The sequence below is a fragment of the Tabrizicola sp. genome (assembly GCF_022842145.1).
Taxonomy (GTDB): domain Bacteria; phylum Pseudomonadota; class Alphaproteobacteria; order Rhodobacterales; family Rhodobacteraceae; genus Tabrizicola.
On record NZ_JALHQD010000008.1, the window covers coordinates 181,679 to 197,004 of the forward strand.

General features: G+C 66.2%; 17 protein-coding genes. 8 read left to right on the forward strand and 9 right to left on the reverse strand.

The window, feature by feature from the left end:
* Nucleotides 1-11: 11 nt before the first annotated feature.
* Together Q0C42_RS17775 and Q0C42_RS17780 are read right to left on the reverse strand one after the other, a co-directional pair.
* Complete coding sequence (locus tag Q0C42_RS17775; RefSeq protein WP_295079070.1) at nucleotides 12-797, reverse strand: phytanoyl-CoA dioxygenase family protein; 786 nt, start codon at nucleotides 795-797, stop codon at nucleotides 12-14.
* Between the two features lie 44 nt (nucleotides 798-841).
* Nucleotides 842-1,612: a GNAT family N-acetyltransferase gene (locus tag Q0C42_RS17780; protein WP_295079073.1), complete on the reverse strand. Its 771-nt coding sequence runs from the start codon at nucleotides 1,610-1,612 to the stop codon at nucleotides 842-844.
* A gap of 47 nt (nucleotides 1,613-1,659) precedes the next feature.
* Here Q0C42_RS17780 and Q0C42_RS17785 point away from each other — a divergent pair, with 47 nt between their 5' ends.
* The 3 genes from Q0C42_RS17785 to Q0C42_RS17795 all read left to right on the forward strand — a co-directional run bounded on the left by Q0C42_RS17785 (nucleotide 1,660) and on the right by Q0C42_RS17795 (nucleotide 3,962).
* Nucleotides 1,660-1,785 carry a hypothetical protein gene (locus tag Q0C42_RS17785; RefSeq protein ID WP_295079076.1) on the forward strand — a complete coding sequence of 42 codons (126 nt, stop codon included), beginning with the start codon at nucleotides 1,660-1,662 and terminating at the stop codon, nucleotides 1,783-1,785.
* Between the two features lie 80 nt (nucleotides 1,786-1,865).
* Nucleotides 1,866-2,894, forward strand: coding sequence for a LacI family DNA-binding transcriptional regulator (locus Q0C42_RS17790; protein ID WP_295079217.1), 1,029 nt, complete (start codon nucleotides 1,866-1,868; stop codon nucleotides 2,892-2,894).
* Nucleotides 2,895-2,990: 96 nt separating this feature from the next.
* Nucleotides 2,991-3,962: an ROK family protein gene (locus Q0C42_RS17795; RefSeq protein WP_295079079.1), complete on the forward strand. Its 972-nt coding sequence runs from the start codon at nucleotides 2,991-2,993 to the stop codon at nucleotides 3,960-3,962.
* Nucleotides 3,963-4,043: 81 nt separating this feature from the next.
* Here Q0C42_RS17795 and Q0C42_RS17800 read toward each other — a convergent pair whose 3' ends face one another.
* Both Q0C42_RS17800 and Q0C42_RS17805 read right to left on the reverse strand, forming a co-directional pair.
* On the reverse strand, nucleotides 4,044-4,655 hold the full coding sequence (locus Q0C42_RS17800) for an alpha/beta fold hydrolase (RefSeq protein ID WP_295079081.1): 612 nt from the start codon (nucleotides 4,653-4,655) through the stop codon (nucleotides 4,044-4,046).
* Between the two features lie 55 nt (nucleotides 4,656-4,710).
* A complete protein-coding gene (locus tag Q0C42_RS17805; protein WP_295079083.1) occupies nucleotides 4,711-5,337 on the reverse strand; it encodes a DNA-3-methyladenine glycosylase 2 family protein in 627 nt (208 codons plus the stop codon).
* 82 nt (nucleotides 5,338-5,419) lie between these two features.
* Between Q0C42_RS17805 and Q0C42_RS17810 the strand changes: the two genes are divergently transcribed.
* A complete protein-coding gene (locus tag Q0C42_RS17810; RefSeq protein ID WP_295079086.1) occupies nucleotides 5,420-6,628 on the forward strand; it encodes an MFS transporter in 1,209 nt (402 codons plus the stop codon).
* Nucleotides 6,629-6,631: 3 nt separating this feature from the next.
* Here the strand turns inward: Q0C42_RS17810 and Q0C42_RS17815 are convergent, their stop codons facing one another.
* From Q0C42_RS17815 to cysS, 3 genes are all read right to left on the reverse strand, one after another.
* Nucleotides 6,632-7,384 (reverse strand): squalene/phytoene synthase family protein, encoded by a 753-nt coding sequence (locus Q0C42_RS17815; RefSeq protein WP_295079089.1) that lies wholly within the window; start codon nucleotides 7,382-7,384, stop codon nucleotides 6,632-6,634.
* Complete coding sequence (cimA, locus tag Q0C42_RS17820) at nucleotides 7,381-9,015, reverse strand: citramalate synthase (RefSeq protein WP_295079091.1); 1,635 nt, start codon at nucleotides 9,013-9,015, stop codon at nucleotides 7,381-7,383. The genes Q0C42_RS17815 and cimA overlap by 4 nt, the downstream gene beginning before the upstream one ends.
* A gap of 151 nt (nucleotides 9,016-9,166) precedes the next feature.
* Nucleotides 9,167-10,606, reverse strand: a complete 1,440-nt coding sequence (gene cysS, locus Q0C42_RS17825; protein WP_295079094.1) for a cysteine--tRNA ligase — start codon at nucleotides 10,604-10,606, stop codon at nucleotides 9,167-9,169.
* A gap of 178 nt (nucleotides 10,607-10,784) precedes the next feature.
* On the opposite strand from cysS, the gene Q0C42_RS17830 reads away from it, so the two are divergent.
* Nucleotides 10,785-11,126 carry an MmcQ/YjbR family DNA-binding protein gene (locus Q0C42_RS17830; RefSeq protein ID WP_295079096.1) on the forward strand — a complete coding sequence of 114 codons (342 nt, stop codon included), beginning with the start codon at nucleotides 10,785-10,787 and terminating at the stop codon, nucleotides 11,124-11,126.
* A gap of 15 nt (nucleotides 11,127-11,141) precedes the next feature.
* Here the strand turns inward: Q0C42_RS17830 and Q0C42_RS17835 are convergent, their stop codons facing one another.
* Complete coding sequence (locus tag Q0C42_RS17835) at nucleotides 11,142-11,762, reverse strand: DUF6778 family protein (RefSeq protein WP_295079098.1); 621 nt, start codon at nucleotides 11,760-11,762, stop codon at nucleotides 11,142-11,144.
* A gap of 158 nt (nucleotides 11,763-11,920) precedes the next feature.
* On the opposite strand from Q0C42_RS17835, the gene Q0C42_RS17840 reads away from it, so the two are divergent.
* From Q0C42_RS17840 to Q0C42_RS17850, 3 genes are read left to right on the forward strand one after another with little or no spacing between them, the layout of a single operon-like run.
* On the forward strand, nucleotides 11,921-13,303 hold the full coding sequence (locus tag Q0C42_RS17840) for a pyridoxal-dependent decarboxylase (RefSeq protein WP_295079101.1): 1,383 nt from the start codon (nucleotides 11,921-11,923) through the stop codon (nucleotides 13,301-13,303).
* Nucleotides 13,300-14,205: a TPM domain-containing protein gene (locus tag Q0C42_RS17845; RefSeq protein ID WP_295079103.1), complete on the forward strand. Its 906-nt coding sequence runs from the start codon at nucleotides 13,300-13,302 to the stop codon at nucleotides 14,203-14,205. Before Q0C42_RS17840 ends, Q0C42_RS17845 begins: the two co-directional genes overlap by 4 nt.
* A gap of 29 nt (nucleotides 14,206-14,234) precedes the next feature.
* Complete coding sequence (locus Q0C42_RS17850; RefSeq protein ID WP_295079105.1) at nucleotides 14,235-14,672, forward strand: hypothetical protein; 438 nt, start codon at nucleotides 14,235-14,237, stop codon at nucleotides 14,670-14,672.
* Between the two features lie 39 nt (nucleotides 14,673-14,711).
* Here Q0C42_RS17850 and Q0C42_RS17855 read toward each other — a convergent pair whose 3' ends face one another.
* The gene (locus Q0C42_RS17855; RefSeq protein ID WP_295079108.1) at nucleotides 14,712-15,308 is read right to left on the reverse strand and encodes a porin family protein; all 597 of its coding nucleotides are present in this window, start codon (nucleotides 15,306-15,308) and stop codon (nucleotides 14,712-14,714) included.
* Nucleotides 15,309-15,326: the final 18 nt, after the last annotated feature.

Below are 15,326 nucleotides of genomic sequence, written 5' to 3' on the forward strand. Positions count from 1 at the left end.
ACGCGCGGGCATCAGCCCCGCAGCAGCGGAAACCAGTCCTCGCGCAGCCTTTGTCCAGCCACCATCCCATGCCCCGGAAACGGCGGCGACGTCGGCCCGGGCCGCTCGACATACCGGGCATCGTCGCCCACCAGCCGCAGCGAGAACGCCCGCCGCCGCCGCGTCGTCTTATTCCCCCGCGCCCCATGCAGGGTGCGGAAGTTGAAGGCCACGGCATCGCCCGGTTCCATCTCCCACTCCCGGATGTCCATCCCCTCGGCCTCCAGGTCCGGGACGGCCATATAATCGTCCTCGCCGGGATAGAAGTTCGTCTCCGACATCCACCGCGTCGGCAGCACATCCTTCTTCCACAGATGCGACCCCGCCACGCAGCGCAGCGCCGCCTCCTTCACCGGGTCCAGCGGGGACCAGAAGCTGACCGTCTGCCTGCCCTCGACAAAGTAGTAGGGCCCGTCCGTGTGCCAAGGCGTCGGCTTCGTCGTCCCCGGCTCCTTCACCAGCACATGATCGTGGAAGACCTGGACCCGCTCGGACCCCATCAGACGGGCGGCAACCTCTGCCGCTGGCGACTGCCGGATCACCGCGCCGAATTCGGGCACCTTCTGCCAGTTGCAGTAGTCGTCGAAAAAGTACCCCGGCTCGCCCGGCTTGAGCGTCGCCATCTGATGCGTCGGCGCCGCCATGTTCCGCGCGACGCCGGCCCGCAGCATCTCGACCCAGTCGGCCCAGAGCCCTTTGACCAGCACGACCCCATCGCGCTGGTAGGCCTCGACCATCTCGTCCGTCACCGTGACCATGCGGCATCCCCCCCGTTTGCAGCCACCCTGCCCCGGCGGTGCGGTCAGGGCAAGACCAGGCAGGTCGCTCCCAGCGGCCGCAACGCCGCCCCTGTCCCCAGCTTGAACCGCGCCAGTCCGGGAGCCGCCTCGGTATCCACCGATCCAAGGTCCAGCCAGCGCACCCCCTCGGCCTGCAAGGCCTCAGTCGCCCGCATCAGCATGACCCCGTGCACGCCGCACGCCTTCGCGGCCTCCGATGCCCAGCCCAGATGATAGCTCGCCGATGCGCCGTGCACGACGAAGCACATCCCCGCCCCGAACCCACCCGCCTGCCGCCATTCCCACAGCCGGAGGGCCCCCTCGGGCAGCGCGCGCGAAAACCCCTCGGGCAACGCACGATAGCCCCGCGTTCGCTGCTGCAGCCCTTCTGCGGCCGACAACGCATCCAGCGCCCGTCGCCCACCAGGCCGGACCCCCACGAGGCCCCGCTCTGCCGCGGCCAGCCGGTTGCGCCACTTGGCCACCAGTCCCGCCCGCAGGTCCCCGTCCAGCGACCAGACCGCGTGGTGCATCGGAGTGACCAGCGGCACCAGACCGAAACCCGCCAGCGCCGCCTCGGGCGTCGCCACGGTCACCCCCGGCCAGCGCGCCAGCCGGCGCAGCCCGGCCCGGTCCAGCCCCACTGCGCGAGAGATCAGGCGCAGCCTCCCCCGCTCCACCGCCAGAACCCCGTCAAGCCAGCGCGCCCGGGCACCACAAGCCTCGACCGCCGCCGCATAGACGGCGCTTTGCTGGAAGGGCAGGAAGCCTGCGGTTTCACCGAAATCGAACATGCCGACATTAACGACGGCAAAACCTTTCCATGCCCTTAATCAAACCCATGAAACGCGTCTCGCTTCGCAAGGCCATCGCGCCCACGCCGCGGTTCACCCTTTGGGTGCCGGCGTCCATCGCGCTTGGCCTGTCGCTTTTCTGGCTTGGTCTCCTCGCCCTCATACGGCTTTGACCTTGCGTTAATCTTTGACGCCCCCGGCCCCGACGTCTATGGTCCCCCCGGTCCTGACCGTATCGAGTAGCCGCCCCGCGATGAACCTCAAGGAACTCGCCCACAAGCTCTGCCTCTCGCCGACGACGGTCTCGCGTGCCCTGAACGGCTACCCCGAGGTGAATGAGGCCACCCGCACCCGGGTGATGGCCGCCGCCAAGGAACACAACTATCATCCGAACACCCGGGCGATCCGCCTGGCCACCGGCCGCGCGATGGCCGTCGGTCACGTCATCCCCATCGCCACCCGGCACGAGATTGTGAACCCCGTGTTCGCCGACTTCATCGCCGGTGCGGGCGAGACCTACAGCCGCAACGACTACGACATGCTTCTCTCGGTCGTGCCCGATGACCAGGAAGAGCAGACCTACCGCGCCATGAAGGTGAAGGGGAACGTGGACGGAGTGATCGTCCATTCCCCACGCGAAGATGACCCCCGGATCCCGCTTCTGCGCGACATCGGGCTTCCCTTTGTCGTGCACGGGCGCGCCACCGGCACCACCGTGCCCTATTCCTGGCTGGACGTGAACAACCGCCGCGCCTTCCTTCGGGCGACCGAATACCTCCTTGACCTCGGACACAGCCGCATCGCGCTGGTCAATGGCTTGGAGTACATGGATTTCGCCATCCGCCGCCGCCGCGGCTATGTCGAGGCGCTGGAGGCGCGCGGCCTGCAGGTCAACCCAGCCCTCATGTCTTCGGACGAGATGAGCGAAGTCGCCGGTTTCCGTGCCGCAGAACGGATGCTGAAAAACCCGAACCCGCCCACCGCGTTCCTGGCGTCCTCGATGATTTCAGGCATGGGCGTGCGTCGCGCCATTGAAAGTGCGGGGCTGGTCCTTGGCCGGGACGTCTCGCTGATCGTCTTCGACGACGACCTCAGCTACATGAAGAACGGTGAGGACAAGCCGATCTTCACCGCGATGCGCTCTTCGGTGCGCGAGGCTGGCAAGCTGGTGGCCGAGCTTCTTCTGGACCGGATTGCCAACCCCGGCCAACCGCCCGCCGAGCAGCTTCTTGAAGCCGAACTGGTCGAGGGCATGTCCACCGGCCCCGCCCCAAATCCCTGATCCGAAGCGCTTTCAAATCACTGGCGCGGCCCGCAGTTTCCCCGTATCACGCCCACCAAGACGCGCTTCCTGCCTCATGACCCACGGACCGGCCCCATGACCCTAGCGATCCTTGCCGACATCGGCGGCACCAACACCCGCGTCGCACTGGCGGAAGGCACCTCGGTCAGGATCGACTCGATCCGTCGCTTCCCGAATGCCGAATACCAGGCCCGCGGGCAGGACATCGCCCATGTGCTGCGCGACTACCTGGACCAGACGGGCGCCTCCGTATCGGGCGCCTGCGTCGCTGCCGCCGGCCCGGTGCAGGACGGCGTGGCCGAGATGACGAACCTTTCCTGGGTGATCGACGGCGCCAAGCTGACCGGGGCGACCGGAGCGAGCCGCGTGGCGATCCTGAACGACCTTCAGGCCCAGGGTCAGGCGCTGGGTCACATCGCACCGGGGAACCTGCGCCGTGTGATCGACGGACCCCAGACCAATGGCTCGATGCTGGTTGTGGGCCTCGGGACCGGCGTCAACGCAGCACCCGTCCACCCTGCACCCAAGGGCCGCGTCGTGCCGCCTTCGGAATGCGGCCACGTGAACATGCCGGTCCGGACGGAAGAGGACTTCCAGCTTATCCGCTTCATCGAACAGAAGCTGAAGGCGGAAGGCGACGTCCCCCATGCCGGGGTCGAGGAAGTCCTGGCCGGTCGCGGTCTTGCCAACCTGCACGCCTTCGCCGCCTATGCCGCCGGGCACCCCTCCAGCCTGTCCTCGGCCGAAGTTCTTGCGGCGCTGGAAGCCGAGGACGCCACCGCCGCCCATGCAGCCAGACTTTACGTTCACATCCTGGGCCAGATGTTGGCCGATCTCGCGCTGATCCACCTGCCCTACGGCGGGATCTACCTGATCGGCGGCATGTCCCGGGCCATGACCCCGCATTTCGCCCGATTCGGACTTGAACGCTCGTTCCGCGAAGCGCGCCGGGTGGACCTTTTGCAAAAGGACTTCTCGGTCACCGTGGTGGAAGACGATTACGCCGCCCTCACCGGCTGCGCTGTCTACTTGGAGACCGTTGTCTGAACCGGATTGTGCCGGATTAACAATCAAGTAGCTGGCGTTGTTCAAGCAGACTTTCGCATCGCATTGCCTTGTACATACGCGTCATCCGTCAATGCCCAACCTCTCGCGGATGAACTGCAAGGCCGCTCCAAGGCCGTCGGGCGAAATCCCGTGGCCGGTGGCTTTCATGATGTGCCCATAGGTCGGGAACTCCGCCGCTGTCAGCGCATTGCCGGCCTTTGACATGTCGGAGAACGGCACAACCGGGTCCTGATCCCCGTGGATCAGCAGGATCGGAGGTTTCACGGTTGCTTGCGTCGCCAGCAGCTCCGGCCGCAGCAGGCGTCCCGAGATCGCAACCACGCCCGCGACGGCCGCGGCACGACGCGGCGCCACATGCATCGCCATCATCGCGCCCTGGCTGAACCCGACCAGCACCATCTGGTCCGGGCGCAGCGCCTCGTCCTGCAGCAGCCGGTCCAGAAATCCGTTCAGGTCATCTGCCGCGGCATCCAGCCCCGCCTCGGCCGCAGCCTGCGCCGATCCGTCGAGCCAGGGAATCGGGAACCACTGCGCGCCGAAGCCGCCGCCCGCACAACGCTCCGGCGCGTCAGGTGCCGCAAATGCCACCCCCGGCAAATGTTGCTGCATCGGGTCGGCAAGTCCCAGAAGGTCGTTTCCATCCGCACCATAGCCATGCAGAAACACAATCATGCCAACGGCTTGACCCTTCTCCACGCCTGCCCGTCCGAACCGCAACTCCCGCATGTCAAATCCCTTCCCGATCTTTCGCCACCCGGTAGTAGGCCCAAAGAATCCGCGCCGCAACCGACCGCCAGGGCGACCAGTCTTCAGCCATTTGGCGCAATGCCTTCTCGGATGGCCGCGCCTCCAGCCCGAAGAGCATCCGCGCGGCCTCCTGCAAGGCCAGATCGCCGGGCGCAAACACATCCGCCCGCCCCAGCGCGAACATCGCATAGATCTCGGCCGTCCAGATGCCGATCCCCGGCACCGCAACCAGGGTTTTCACGACCTCGACATCAGGAACGGCCCGCAACCCGTTGAAATCGATACCAGCCCCGGCCAAAGCGCGCCCATAACGCGCCTTCTGCCGCGACAGGCCCGCCGCGCGAAGATCCTCGTCGGACGCCGCCGCCATCGCAGCCGCTTCGGTCAATCCCATCCCCTCCAGCCGCGCCCAGATCGCCCGCGCCGAGGCGACCGATACCTGCTGCCCCACGATCGCGCGCAACAGCGCCGGAAACCCGTCCTCTTCCCGCCGCAAGGGCAGCGCACCCACCAAAGGCAAGGCCCGCGCAAAGGCCGGCTCGCGCTGGCCAAGCCAGGCCGCACCTTCCGCCACGCAGTCCAGGGAATGAATGATCCGTCCCACCATGTTTTCTGTCTACAAATATCCCCGCCCGAAGCAACCGACATCTCCCCTTGCCGTTCCGCCGCAAGCCTCCTACCGATACCGCATGACCAACGACTCCACCGCCCGCCGGAATGTTCTTGTCCTTGTCGCTGCCCAGGCCGTGCTCGGCGCGCAGTTGCCGATGATCTTCACCATCGCGGGCCTCGCCGGGTCAAGCCTGGCACCGAACGTCTGCTGGGCCACATTGCCCATCACCATGATGGTCATCGGCTCCATGCTGACGGCCACACCGCTTTCCATGCTGATGCAGCGCTTCGGCCGCCGCGCCGGGTTCTTCTTTGGCGCCGCCGGGGGGGCTGCCGGGGCCGCCATCGGCGCCTACGGCCTCTCGACCAGCAGCTTCACCACCTTCTGCATTGGCGCACTCATCTCTGGCATCTACATGTCCGCCAACGGCTTTTACCGCTTTGCCGCCGTCGACACCGCGTCCGAGGCGTTCCGGCCCAAGGCGATCAGCTGGGTCATGGCCGGGGGCCTCCTTTCTGCCGTCGTCGGCCCGCAACTGGTGAAAGTCACCGCGGACGAAATGGCCGTCCCCTTCCTCGGCTCCTACCTCGCCGTCATCGTCCTGAACCTCGTCGGCTCCGTCCTCTTCCTCGCGCTCGACATCCCCAAACCCAAGCCGCCGGCCGAGGGCAGCCCCCTGGGTCGCAGCCGGGCCGAGCTGATCCGCAATCCGACGATCCTTGTCGCGATGATCTGCGCAACCGTCTCCTACGCGCTGATGAACCTGGTGATGACGTCCTCGCCTTTGGCCGTCGTCGGCTGCGGCTTCGACAAGGGCAACGCCGCCGATGTCGTCACCGCCCACGTTCTGGCCATGTACGCCCCCAGCTTCTTCACCGGCCACCTCATCGCCCGTTTCGGGACCGAGAGGATTATCGCCCTCGGCCTCACCATCCTCGCCGGAGCAGGGGCCGTCGCGATGGCTGGTGTGCAGCTCGAGAACTTCTTCCTGGCCATGATCCTGCTGGGCCTCGGCTGGAATTTCGGTTTCATCGGTGCAACCACGATGCTGACGTCCGCCCAACGCCCCGAAGAGCGCGGCCGCCTGCAGGGTCTGAACGACCTCGTGGTCTTCGGCGGTGTGACGATGGCAAGCTTCTCGTCGGGCGGATTGATGAACTGCTCGGGCGGTTCGGTCCAGGCCGGGTGGCAGATGGTCAACCTTGCCATGCTGCCCTTCCTCATCCTCGCCGGCGGCGCGCTGATCTGGCTTTGGCTCCGTCCGCAAGAGACCCGGCGGGCCTGACTGCTACCAGCGCCCCGTGAAAGCCTGCCACAGAAGCTGCCAACGCTTCGTCGCCTCGGCAAGTTCAGGTGAAGACCCCCCCGAAAGCACCTGACGCAGAACGCTTTCCGTCTGCCACCCGGCCAGAAGGGCCGGTGCGACAGCTTTCGGCAAAGCCTTCCGGGCGGCCCGCGCTTCGGCCAACCGCTCCAGACCCCGACGGGCCAAATCCTTGATCTCGAAGCCCTCTGGCAATGGCTGCCGACCGCGTGCATCCAGTTCCGGCACTGCCCGCAGATACATCGCCGCAGCCGAGGCCCAGCCATAGGCCCGGACCGGAGCCTCCGCCCCGTCCGGCGCCCCCAAGGCCCGCGCCGCAAGCCACATCAGACCTGCACCGGTATCCTCCAGATATTCCGCCAGCCCCTCGGCCCCCTCATGCGGATCGCGGTGGATATCCCAGCGGCGGGCGGCAATCAGACGGTCCATCACCTCGACCGGCAGACCGAAATCCCGGATCAGATCATGCAGCGGCCCCGCCACCTCATGCGCCCGCGCCGCACCCGAGGCGGCGTTTTCCACCACGTCGCGCCACCATTGCAGCCGCATCTCGGCGATCAGTGGCTCCTGCGTGACCCAGGGCGCGCGCGCGACCTCCAGGTTGAAGGCATACAGCGGGAACAGCTGCGCGCGAACCTCGACCGGGGCCGCCATCACCGCGCGGAAGCGATCGGGATCACCGCGCTGGACCAGCTCGGCGCAGGCCGCGACACTCACGGCAGGGCTTTCCGGGGCGTCCCGAAATCGCGGATCAGCTTCCACTGGATCGCATCCAGCAAGGCCTCGAACGACGCATCGACGATGTTCGCACTGACCCCCACGGTGGACCAGCGACGGCCCTGCCCGTCCTCGCTGTCGATGATGACCCGCGTCACGGCCTCGGTCCCGCCGTTGGTGATGCGGACCTTGAAGTCGACCAGCTTCATGTCGTCGATGCAGGCCTGATAGGGGCCCAGATCCTTGCCCAACGCCTTCGCCAGCGCGTTCACCGGCCCGCGGTCCGATCCGGCCTCGTCCATGCTGTCACTGACCGACATCATCTTGGCGTCGCCGATCTTGACCACCACCACGGCTTCCGACAGCGAGATCATCCGGTCGTACTTGTTCTTCCGCCGCTCCACCGTGACCCGGTAGCGCTTGACCTCGAAGAACTCCGGGCACAGACCCAGCTCGCGCCGGGCGACCAGCTCGAACGAGGCCTGCGCGCCGTCATAGGCATAGCCTTGGTCCTCGCGATCCTTCACCACCTCGATGATCCGGCCCAGCCTTGGGTCCTTGGGATCGACGGTGATCCCCGCCGCCTCCAGCCGCGCGCGCAGGTTCGACTGCCCGGCCTGGTTCGACATCGGGATGACGCGTTCGTTGCCGACTAATGCGGGGTCGATATGTTCGTAGGTCGTCGGGTCCTTCAGGATGGCGCTGGCATGCAGTCCCGCCTTGTGGGCGAAGGCGGACGCGCCGATGTAGGGGGCCGACCGCAGAGGGACGCGGTTCAGGATGTCGTCCAGCATGCGGGAGGTCTTCAGCAGGCCTTGGAGGGCGGCGCGGGTGATCCCGGTCTCCAGACGGCTGGCGTAGGGTTCCTTGAGCAGGAGCGTCGGGATCAGGGTCGTAAGGTTCGCATTCCCGCAGCGCTCGCCCAAGCCGTTCAGCGTCCCCTGGATCTGCCGCGCGCCCGCGTCAACCGCGGCCAGCGAGTTGGCGACGGCGTTCCCGGTGTCGTCGTGGCAATGGATGCCCAGCCGGCCGCCGGGGATGCCGGACGCGATGACCTCGGCGGTGATCCGGCCCACGTCGGCGGGGAGCGTGCCGCCGTTGGTGTCGCACAGGACGATCCAGCGCGCCCCGGCCGCAAAAGCCGCTTGCAGACAGGAGACGGCGTAGTTTGGGTTCGCGCGATAGCCGTCGAAGAAGTGCTCGGCATCGAACAGGGCTTCGCGGCCCTTCGCGACGAGGTGGCGGATCGAGGCGGCGATGGCCTCGCGGTTCTCGTCCAGGGTGACTCCGAGGGCCGTCGTGACGTGGAAATCGTGGGTCTTGCCGACCAGGCAGACGGCGGGGGTGTTCGCGTTCAGGACGGCGGCGAGGACGTCGTCGTTCTCGGCCGAGCGGCCCACGCGGCGGGTCATGCCGAAGGCGGTGAGGGTGGCCTTGGTCGCTGGGGGTGCCGCGAAGAAATCGGAATCCGTCGGGTTCGCGCCGGGCCAGCCGCCCTCGATATAGTCGACCCCGAGGGTGTCGAGGGCCTGGGCGATCTGCTGTTTTTCGGCCGTGGAGAACTGGACGCCCTGGGTCTGCTGGCCGTCCCGCAGGGTGGTGTCGAAGAGGAAGAGGCGGTCGCGGGTCATGGGACCGCCCGCGCGTGGCGCTTTTTCGATTCGCGCGTTTTCAAGGGGTTACAAAGGCGCGTTAAGGTGGCGTTCACCACGGTTGCGGTGGGGGCATGAAATCCTTCGAAGGATTTTAGCAAATTTCTTTGAAGAAATTTGGCGCGGAGGGTCACTGGAGAGCCTCCAGTTTGGCCGGGTCGAAGTTGGGGCGCATCTCAGCCATTACACCTTGCGGAATTGCCTTGAGGTCCAGACCCGCCCTCGCAGCAATTTCTTTGATCTGATCTGCTACAGCAAATTCCTTGGCTGCGCGGCGAGCCTGCCAAACTTCAGCAAAGGCTTTGACCAGAGCAAAATGCCGATCCTGATCTCCTTCACCAGCGACGAAGACCGCACCGAAGGAAGCCTCGACCTTCTTCCAACTCCAGTTGGCCGTTTCGACACCAAGAAGGCCCATGAGGGCCGCCGAAGCCTTGACCCCTGGCCAGTCTCCCTCGCCCGCCGCAGCGTGTAGGGCGGAAAGCGCACCAGCGGTGTTCAGATCGTCGGCAAGTGCCTCGACCACGCCCGGTAGCGGTAAAGATGCCTTAATCGACGCCGTTGCGGCGCGCCACTTCCTCAGCGTCGCCTCCGCTTGCCGCGCCTTCTCCGCCGTCCAGTCCATCGGACTGCGGTAATGCGTCATCAGCAGGACAAACCGGATCACCTCGCCCGGCACTCCCTGCTCCAGCAGGTCGCGCACCGTGAAGAAGTTGCCCAGGCTCTTGGACATCTTCTTGCCCTCGACCTGCAGCATCTCGTTGTGCAGCCAGTAATGCGCGAAGTCGCCGTGCGGGTGGGCGCAGGCGCTTTGGGCGATCTCGTTTTCGTGGTGCGGGAATTGCAGGTCCAGCCCGCCGCCGTGGATGTCGAAGCTTTCCCCCAGCAACTCATGCGCCATCGCACTGCATTCGATGTGCCAGCCCGGCCGCCCCTTGCCCCAGGGGCTATCCCAACCCGGTTCCTCGCCGCTGGACGGCTTCCAGAGGACGAAGTCCATCGGGTCTTCCTTGAAGGGTGCCACCTCGACCCGGGCGCCGGCGATCATGTCGTCGACGGACCGGCCCGAAAGCTTGCCGTAATCCTTGTAGGACCGGACGCGGAAGAGGACATGGCCTTCCACTGCATAGGCGTTGCCCGAGGCGATCAGCCCTTCGGTCATCGCGATCATCTGGGCGATGAACTCTGTGGCGCGGGGTTCGTGGTTCGGGCGCATGGCCCCAAGCGCGTCCATGTCGGCGTGGTACCAGGCGATGGTCTCCTCGGTCCGCTCGTGGATCAGATCCTCCAGCGTTCCCGGCGACCCGGCCTTCTGACGCCGCAAAGCCTCGGCGTTGATCTTGTCGTCGACGTCGGTGAAGTTGCGGACATAGGTGACATGGTCGGCCCCGTAGAGGTGCCGCAGCAGGCGGTACAGGGTGTCGAACACCACCACGGGCCGGGCGTTGCCAAGGTGCGCGCGGTCATAGACGGTGGGGCCGCAGACATACATCCGCACATTCGACGGGTCGATCGGCCGGAAGTCTTCCTTCTTCCGGGTCTTCGAATTGGTCAGGCGGATCGTAACCATGTCAGTCCCTTGAGCACAGGCGCGTCCCGCGCGGGAGTGGCTTTTCATCCTGTGGGAATGACGAAGCGCCCGCGCGACCGAAGTCAGCGGGTAATGCAGCAGATGCGGATGTTGCGCAATGTCGTCATGGGTGGGAGACATACATCACAGCCCGCCGCCCCGCCAAGGAAATTCCGCCATGCAGGACCGCGCCTTCGTCAACGCCTGCTGTGCGGGTTTCGCCGGGGCCGAGGTCAGCCAGCCCTTCGGCCCCGACCACGACTGCTGGAAGGTCGGCAGCAAGATGTTCGCGATCATCGGGCAGATGGGCGACGGTGTGTCGGTCAAGACCGACCACGTCGAGACCGCGCGGCTGCTGATCGAGACGGGGCGCGCGGTCCGGGCACCCTATCTGCACGCCTCATGGGCGCGCATCCCGTTCCGGCGGGTGCCGGACGATGAACTGTGCGAACGGATCGCCACGTCCTATGCCCTGATCCGGGCCGGCCTGCCGAAGAAGGTGCAGGCCGCGCTGGGGTAGCGGCCTGCCTTCCGTTCAGTTGCCCTGGCGGTTGAAGTCCCCCCGGACGTCCGGGCCAAGGCCCAGCCAACCGGCCACCGTCTTTGCGACATGGGCGGTGATCATCGATTTCTGGCTTTGCCCCTTGCGGCGCGCGGCCTTCATCGCCTTGCCCGAAGGGGCCGGAAGCTCGGCCCGGATCGGGGTTGCGGGGACCAGCACCTCACCGGTGCGGGCGTCGACGACCTGGGCGACAAGCCGGATGTTGTGGACCCCGGCGTTTTCAAAACGCTGCTCGGCCTCGAACGTCAAGGCGTGGAAGCGGGTGACGGTGACCGAGATGATCACCGGGCGCGCGCCGCGCAGGTCCTGGGCGCCGCGCCGGACCCCGGCCTCGATGATCCGGGCAACCTGGTCATAGCGGTCGCCCATCGGGTCTTCGCGCCAGACGATGTCGGCGACCGGAAGATAGGTCTTGGCTTCGGACACCTTCAGCGTGCGGGGCACGCTGACCTGGACATCGGCAAGGCGCCAGCTTGCGGCCAGCGCGGGCGGGACCTGGGTGTACTCGGTCTTGAAGCTGGCCCCCGGACCGACGCAGGCCGAAAGCAGAAGACTGGAAAGGCCCAGAAGGGCAACGCGGCGGGACAGGGACATTAAACCTCACGGAGTTCTGGCCTTGGAAAGGCCTACGCGAATGACCTTAACCAATGGTGATGGCCGGAAAAAGGAACTGGCATGTCGGCCCCGGGGTGGAACCTTGCCGATTTTCCGGCGACATGCTTTCTGCCGCGCTGGACCGGAAGGGGATTTGCATGGATCACGAGAGCTTGCGGCACTGGTCGAAGCGGGCGGCGGACTGGGCGGCCGATTACCACGCCACCTTGCGCGACCGTCCGGTGCGGGCGCCGCTGGTGCCCGGCGCGATCAGCCGGCAGTTGCCCCCCTCGCCGCCCGAGGCGGCCGAGCCGGTGGAAGCGATCTGGAGCGATTTCGAGCGGATCGTGCCGGACGGGATGACCCATTGGCAGCACCCGCGCTTCTTCGCCTATTTCCCGGCCAATGCCGCGCCCGCCTCGATGCTGGCCGAGCAGCTGGTCAACGCGATGGCCTGCAACGCCTTGATCTGGCAGACATCCCCGGCCGCGACGGAAGTCGAGCAGGTGATGGTCGACTGGCTGCGTCAGGCGGTCGGACTGCCCGACGACTTTGTGGGGACGATCCACGATTCGGCGACCAATGCGACGCTCTCGGCGGTGCTGACGATGCGCGAACAGGCGCTGGGATGGCGGGGGCTGGAAGACGGGCTGTCGGGCGGGCCGGTCCTGCGCTTCTATGCCAGTGCAGAGACGCATTCCTCGGTCGACAAGGCGATCCGGGTGGCGGGGATCGGGCAGCGCAACCTGGTGAAGGTGGCGACCGATGCCGACCGGGCGATGACGGGGCCGGCGCTTCGTGCGGCGATTGTGGCGGACCGGGCGGCGGGGCTGGTGCCGGCGGGGGTGATCCTTTGCGCAGGGGGAACCAGCATCGGGGCCTTCGACCGAATCGCCGATTGCATCGCCGCGGCCAAGTCCGAGGACCTGCCGGTGCACGTCGATGCGGCATGGGCGGGATCGGCGATGATCTGTCCGGAATTCCGGGACCTTTGGGCGGGGGTCGAGGGCGCCGATTCGGTGGTCTTCAATCCGCACAAATGGCTGGGGGCGCAGTTCGACTGCTCGGTCCAGCTTTTGCGCGACCCCGGAGCGCAAGTCCGCACCCTGGGGCTGCGGCCGACCTATCTGGAAACGGCGGGGCGCGAGGAGATCGTCAACTTCAACGAATGGACCGTGCCGCTGGGCCGCCGTTTCCGGGCGCTGAAGCTGTGGTTCGTGCTGCGCGCCTACGGGCTGGAGGGCCTGCGCGCGCGCATTCGCGACCACATTGCCTGGGCCTGTGTGGCGCGGGACCAGCTGGCGGCACTGCCGGGGGTCCAGATCGTGACCGAACCGCGGCTGTCGCTGTTCAGCTTTGCTCTGGAGACAGACGCCGCGACCGAGGCGCTGTTGCAGCGGATCAACGACGACGGCCGGATCTACCTGACCCAGACCCGCGTCGACGGGCGCTTTGCGATCCGGGTGCAGGTCGGATCATTTGACTGCCGCGAAGAAGATGTCATGCTCATCGCCAAGACAGTTCAAGAAATGCTTGCATGATGGTTCTTAGAGTTCTCGCCCTTGCGGTGTTGTGTGCCGCACCCGCCTTTGCCCAGTCTTTCCCCGATCCGCAAAGCGACACCGTGTCGGACTTCGCCGATGTGCTGGACGCCACGGCCGAGGGGCGCATCTCGCGGCTTCTGGTCGAGACGCGCGAAGCGACAGGGGTTCAGATGGTGGTGGTGACCTTGCCCGGCATCGCGGGCATGGGTGGCTCGGGTATGCGGATGGAGGATTACGGCAAGGCGCTTTTCAACGCCTGGGGCGTTGGCGAGGCCGAACGGAACGATGGCATCATGCTGCTTCTGGACACCGAAGCCCGCGAGGCCCGGATTGCGTTGGGGGCCGGTTACGACCCGGTCTACGATGGACGGGCGGCCCGGGTTCTGTCGACGGCTGTCCTGCCCCCCTTGCGCAGCGGCAACTTTGCCGAGGGGATCGAGGCCGGTGTCGCTTCGGCCCGCGAACGCCTGATCACGCCGTTCCTGGCCGGAACACCCGTCACGGTCACCGATGGCTTTGAGACGCCCGATACCGAATCTGGCGCGCTGACGGGAATCCTTGGGGCCGCTGCATTTGTCGGGCTGGCAGGCTTCGGGATCTGGCGCAACCGTCGGTCGCGCAAGACCTGCCCGAACTGTGGTGCCATGACGCTGACCCGTTCGCGGGAAGTCATCCAGCCGCCGCCGAATTCTGGCGAGGCCGGTGTCGGAATGCAGCACCTGACCTGTTCGAACTGCGGCTTCAACGACCACAAGTCCTATCCGATTTCCTGGTCCAGCCGCGAAGGCCGCCAGAGCCGCCATTTTTCCAGTTCAGGCGGAAGCCGGTCGTCTGGCAGCGGCAGCAGCGGCTCTGGCGGCGGCCGGTCTTCGGGGGGCGGGGCAAGCGGGAAATGGTAATATTGGCAAGGGCTTGTGCGGCGTTCCTGATGATTGCCGTCCCTGCCCTTGCTCAAAGCCCGCAGGACCGGATGTTTCCGGACCAAGCCAACTGCTATGCCCGTATATACGCGCCGGAACACTTGGCCGCGCATCCTAAGCAGCGGGTGACTGAAATGCGGCTCAGCCCGGATGTCCAGATTGCGGCCCCGCTCCTTGCACTGCATATCGAAGTGACGCTGCGCGGCACGCCGGGCGGCGCTTTCGAGTTCTACGGGTATTGCGAGAATGAAGGCGAGGCGACGCTTTACTGCGCAATGGAGGGCGACGCGGGCGGTTTCACCCTCACCCCTGCCAGATCGGGCGCGGTCCTGCTGACGGTCAGCAGCCTGGGCATGTCCTTCGAGAACGACGCGGGATTCGTGACCCTTGAACATAAAAAGGGCGACGACCGCACATTCCTGTTGCAGCCGTCGCCCTGTCAGTAAACGGCGGCGCGGGGTTTCACCGCGCCGCGAAGCTTAGGCTTAGAAGCGCAGTGCGACTTTGGCCTTGAGGGTGGTGGCATCAAGGTCCACGCCCGACGCGTCGAAGTCGTCGAAGTTGTGCTGCAGTACTTCGCCACCGACAGTCCAGCGTTCGGTCAGCGCGTAGTCGAAGCCAACGCCGTATACGAGGCCGGTGTCGCTCAGCTCAGCAGTGCCAACCGTCGCGCTGGCCTTGGCCATGCCGAGTGCACCGTAGACCAGGCTGTTGCCGATCTCGCGGCCGGCGGTCGCCTTGAGAGCGATCACGTCATCCAGCGTCCCGGCATCGGCACCCAGATCGATCGAAGCGGTGTCATAGGACAGCTCACCACCAGCAACCCAGTTGCCCAGATCCCAGCGGTAACCGGCGTGGACGCCGCCCAGCCAGCCATAGCCTTCCAGCGTTTCGTCGCTCGAATCGACGTCGCCATAGCCAAGCTGCGCACCGACATAGCCACCGGTCCAGTCCAGGCCAGGGGCCATATAGACCTCTTCCACCGGAGCGATCATCGGCTCTTCGGCAACGGCAATGGGGCCACCCGCGAAGGCCGGGGCGGTCAGGGCAACGGTAGCAAACAATGCTGCGATAGTTTTCATTTCTGTCTCCTTGTTCTG

Coding starts and splice junctions, on each gene's coding strand:
- Q0C42_RS17775 (WP_295079070.1), bottom strand. CDS start 797: ATGGTCACGGTGACGGACGAGATGGTCGAGGCCTACCAGCGCGATGGG.
- Q0C42_RS17780 (WP_295079073.1), bottom strand. CDS start 1,612: ATGTTCGATTTCGGTGAAACCGCAGGCTTCCTGCCCTTCCAGCAAAGC.
- Q0C42_RS17785 (WP_295079076.1), top strand. CDS start 1,660: ATGAAACGCGTCTCGCTTCGCAAGGCCATCGCGCCCACGCCGCGGTTC.
- Q0C42_RS17790 (WP_295079217.1), top strand. CDS start 1,866: ATGAACCTCAAGGAACTCGCCCACAAGCTCTGCCTCTCGCCGACGACG.
- Q0C42_RS17795 (WP_295079079.1), top strand. CDS start 2,991: ATGACCCTAGCGATCCTTGCCGACATCGGCGGCACCAACACCCGCGTC.
- Q0C42_RS17800 (WP_295079081.1), bottom strand. CDS start 4,655: ATGATTGTGTTTCTGCATGGCTATGGTGCGGATGGAAACGACCTTCTG.
- Q0C42_RS17805 (WP_295079083.1), bottom strand. CDS start 5,337: ATGGTGGGACGGATCATTCATTCCCTGGACTGCGTGGCGGAAGGTGCG.
- Q0C42_RS17810 (WP_295079086.1), top strand. CDS start 5,420: ATGACCAACGACTCCACCGCCCGCCGGAATGTTCTTGTCCTTGTCGCT.
- cimA (WP_295079091.1), bottom strand. CDS start 9,015: ATGACCCGCGACCGCCTCTTCCTCTTCGACACCACCCTGCGGGACGGC.
- cysS (WP_295079094.1), bottom strand. CDS start 10,606: ATGGTTACGATCCGCCTGACCAATTCGAAGACCCGGAAGAAGGAAGAC.
- Q0C42_RS17830 (WP_295079096.1), top strand. CDS start 10,785: ATGCAGGACCGCGCCTTCGTCAACGCCTGCTGTGCGGGTTTCGCCGGG.
- Q0C42_RS17835 (WP_295079098.1), bottom strand. CDS start 11,762: ATGTCCCTGTCCCGCCGCGTTGCCCTTCTGGGCCTTTCCAGTCTTCTG.
- Q0C42_RS17840 (WP_295079101.1), top strand. CDS start 11,921: ATGGATCACGAGAGCTTGCGGCACTGGTCGAAGCGGGCGGCGGACTGG.
- Q0C42_RS17845 (WP_295079103.1), top strand. CDS start 13,300: ATGATGGTTCTTAGAGTTCTCGCCCTTGCGGTGTTGTGTGCCGCACCC.
- Q0C42_RS17850 (WP_295079105.1), top strand. CDS start 14,235: ATGATTGCCGTCCCTGCCCTTGCTCAAAGCCCGCAGGACCGGATGTTT.
- Q0C42_RS17855 (WP_295079108.1), bottom strand. CDS start 15,308: ATGAAAACTATCGCAGCATTGTTTGCTACCGTTGCCCTGACCGCCCCG.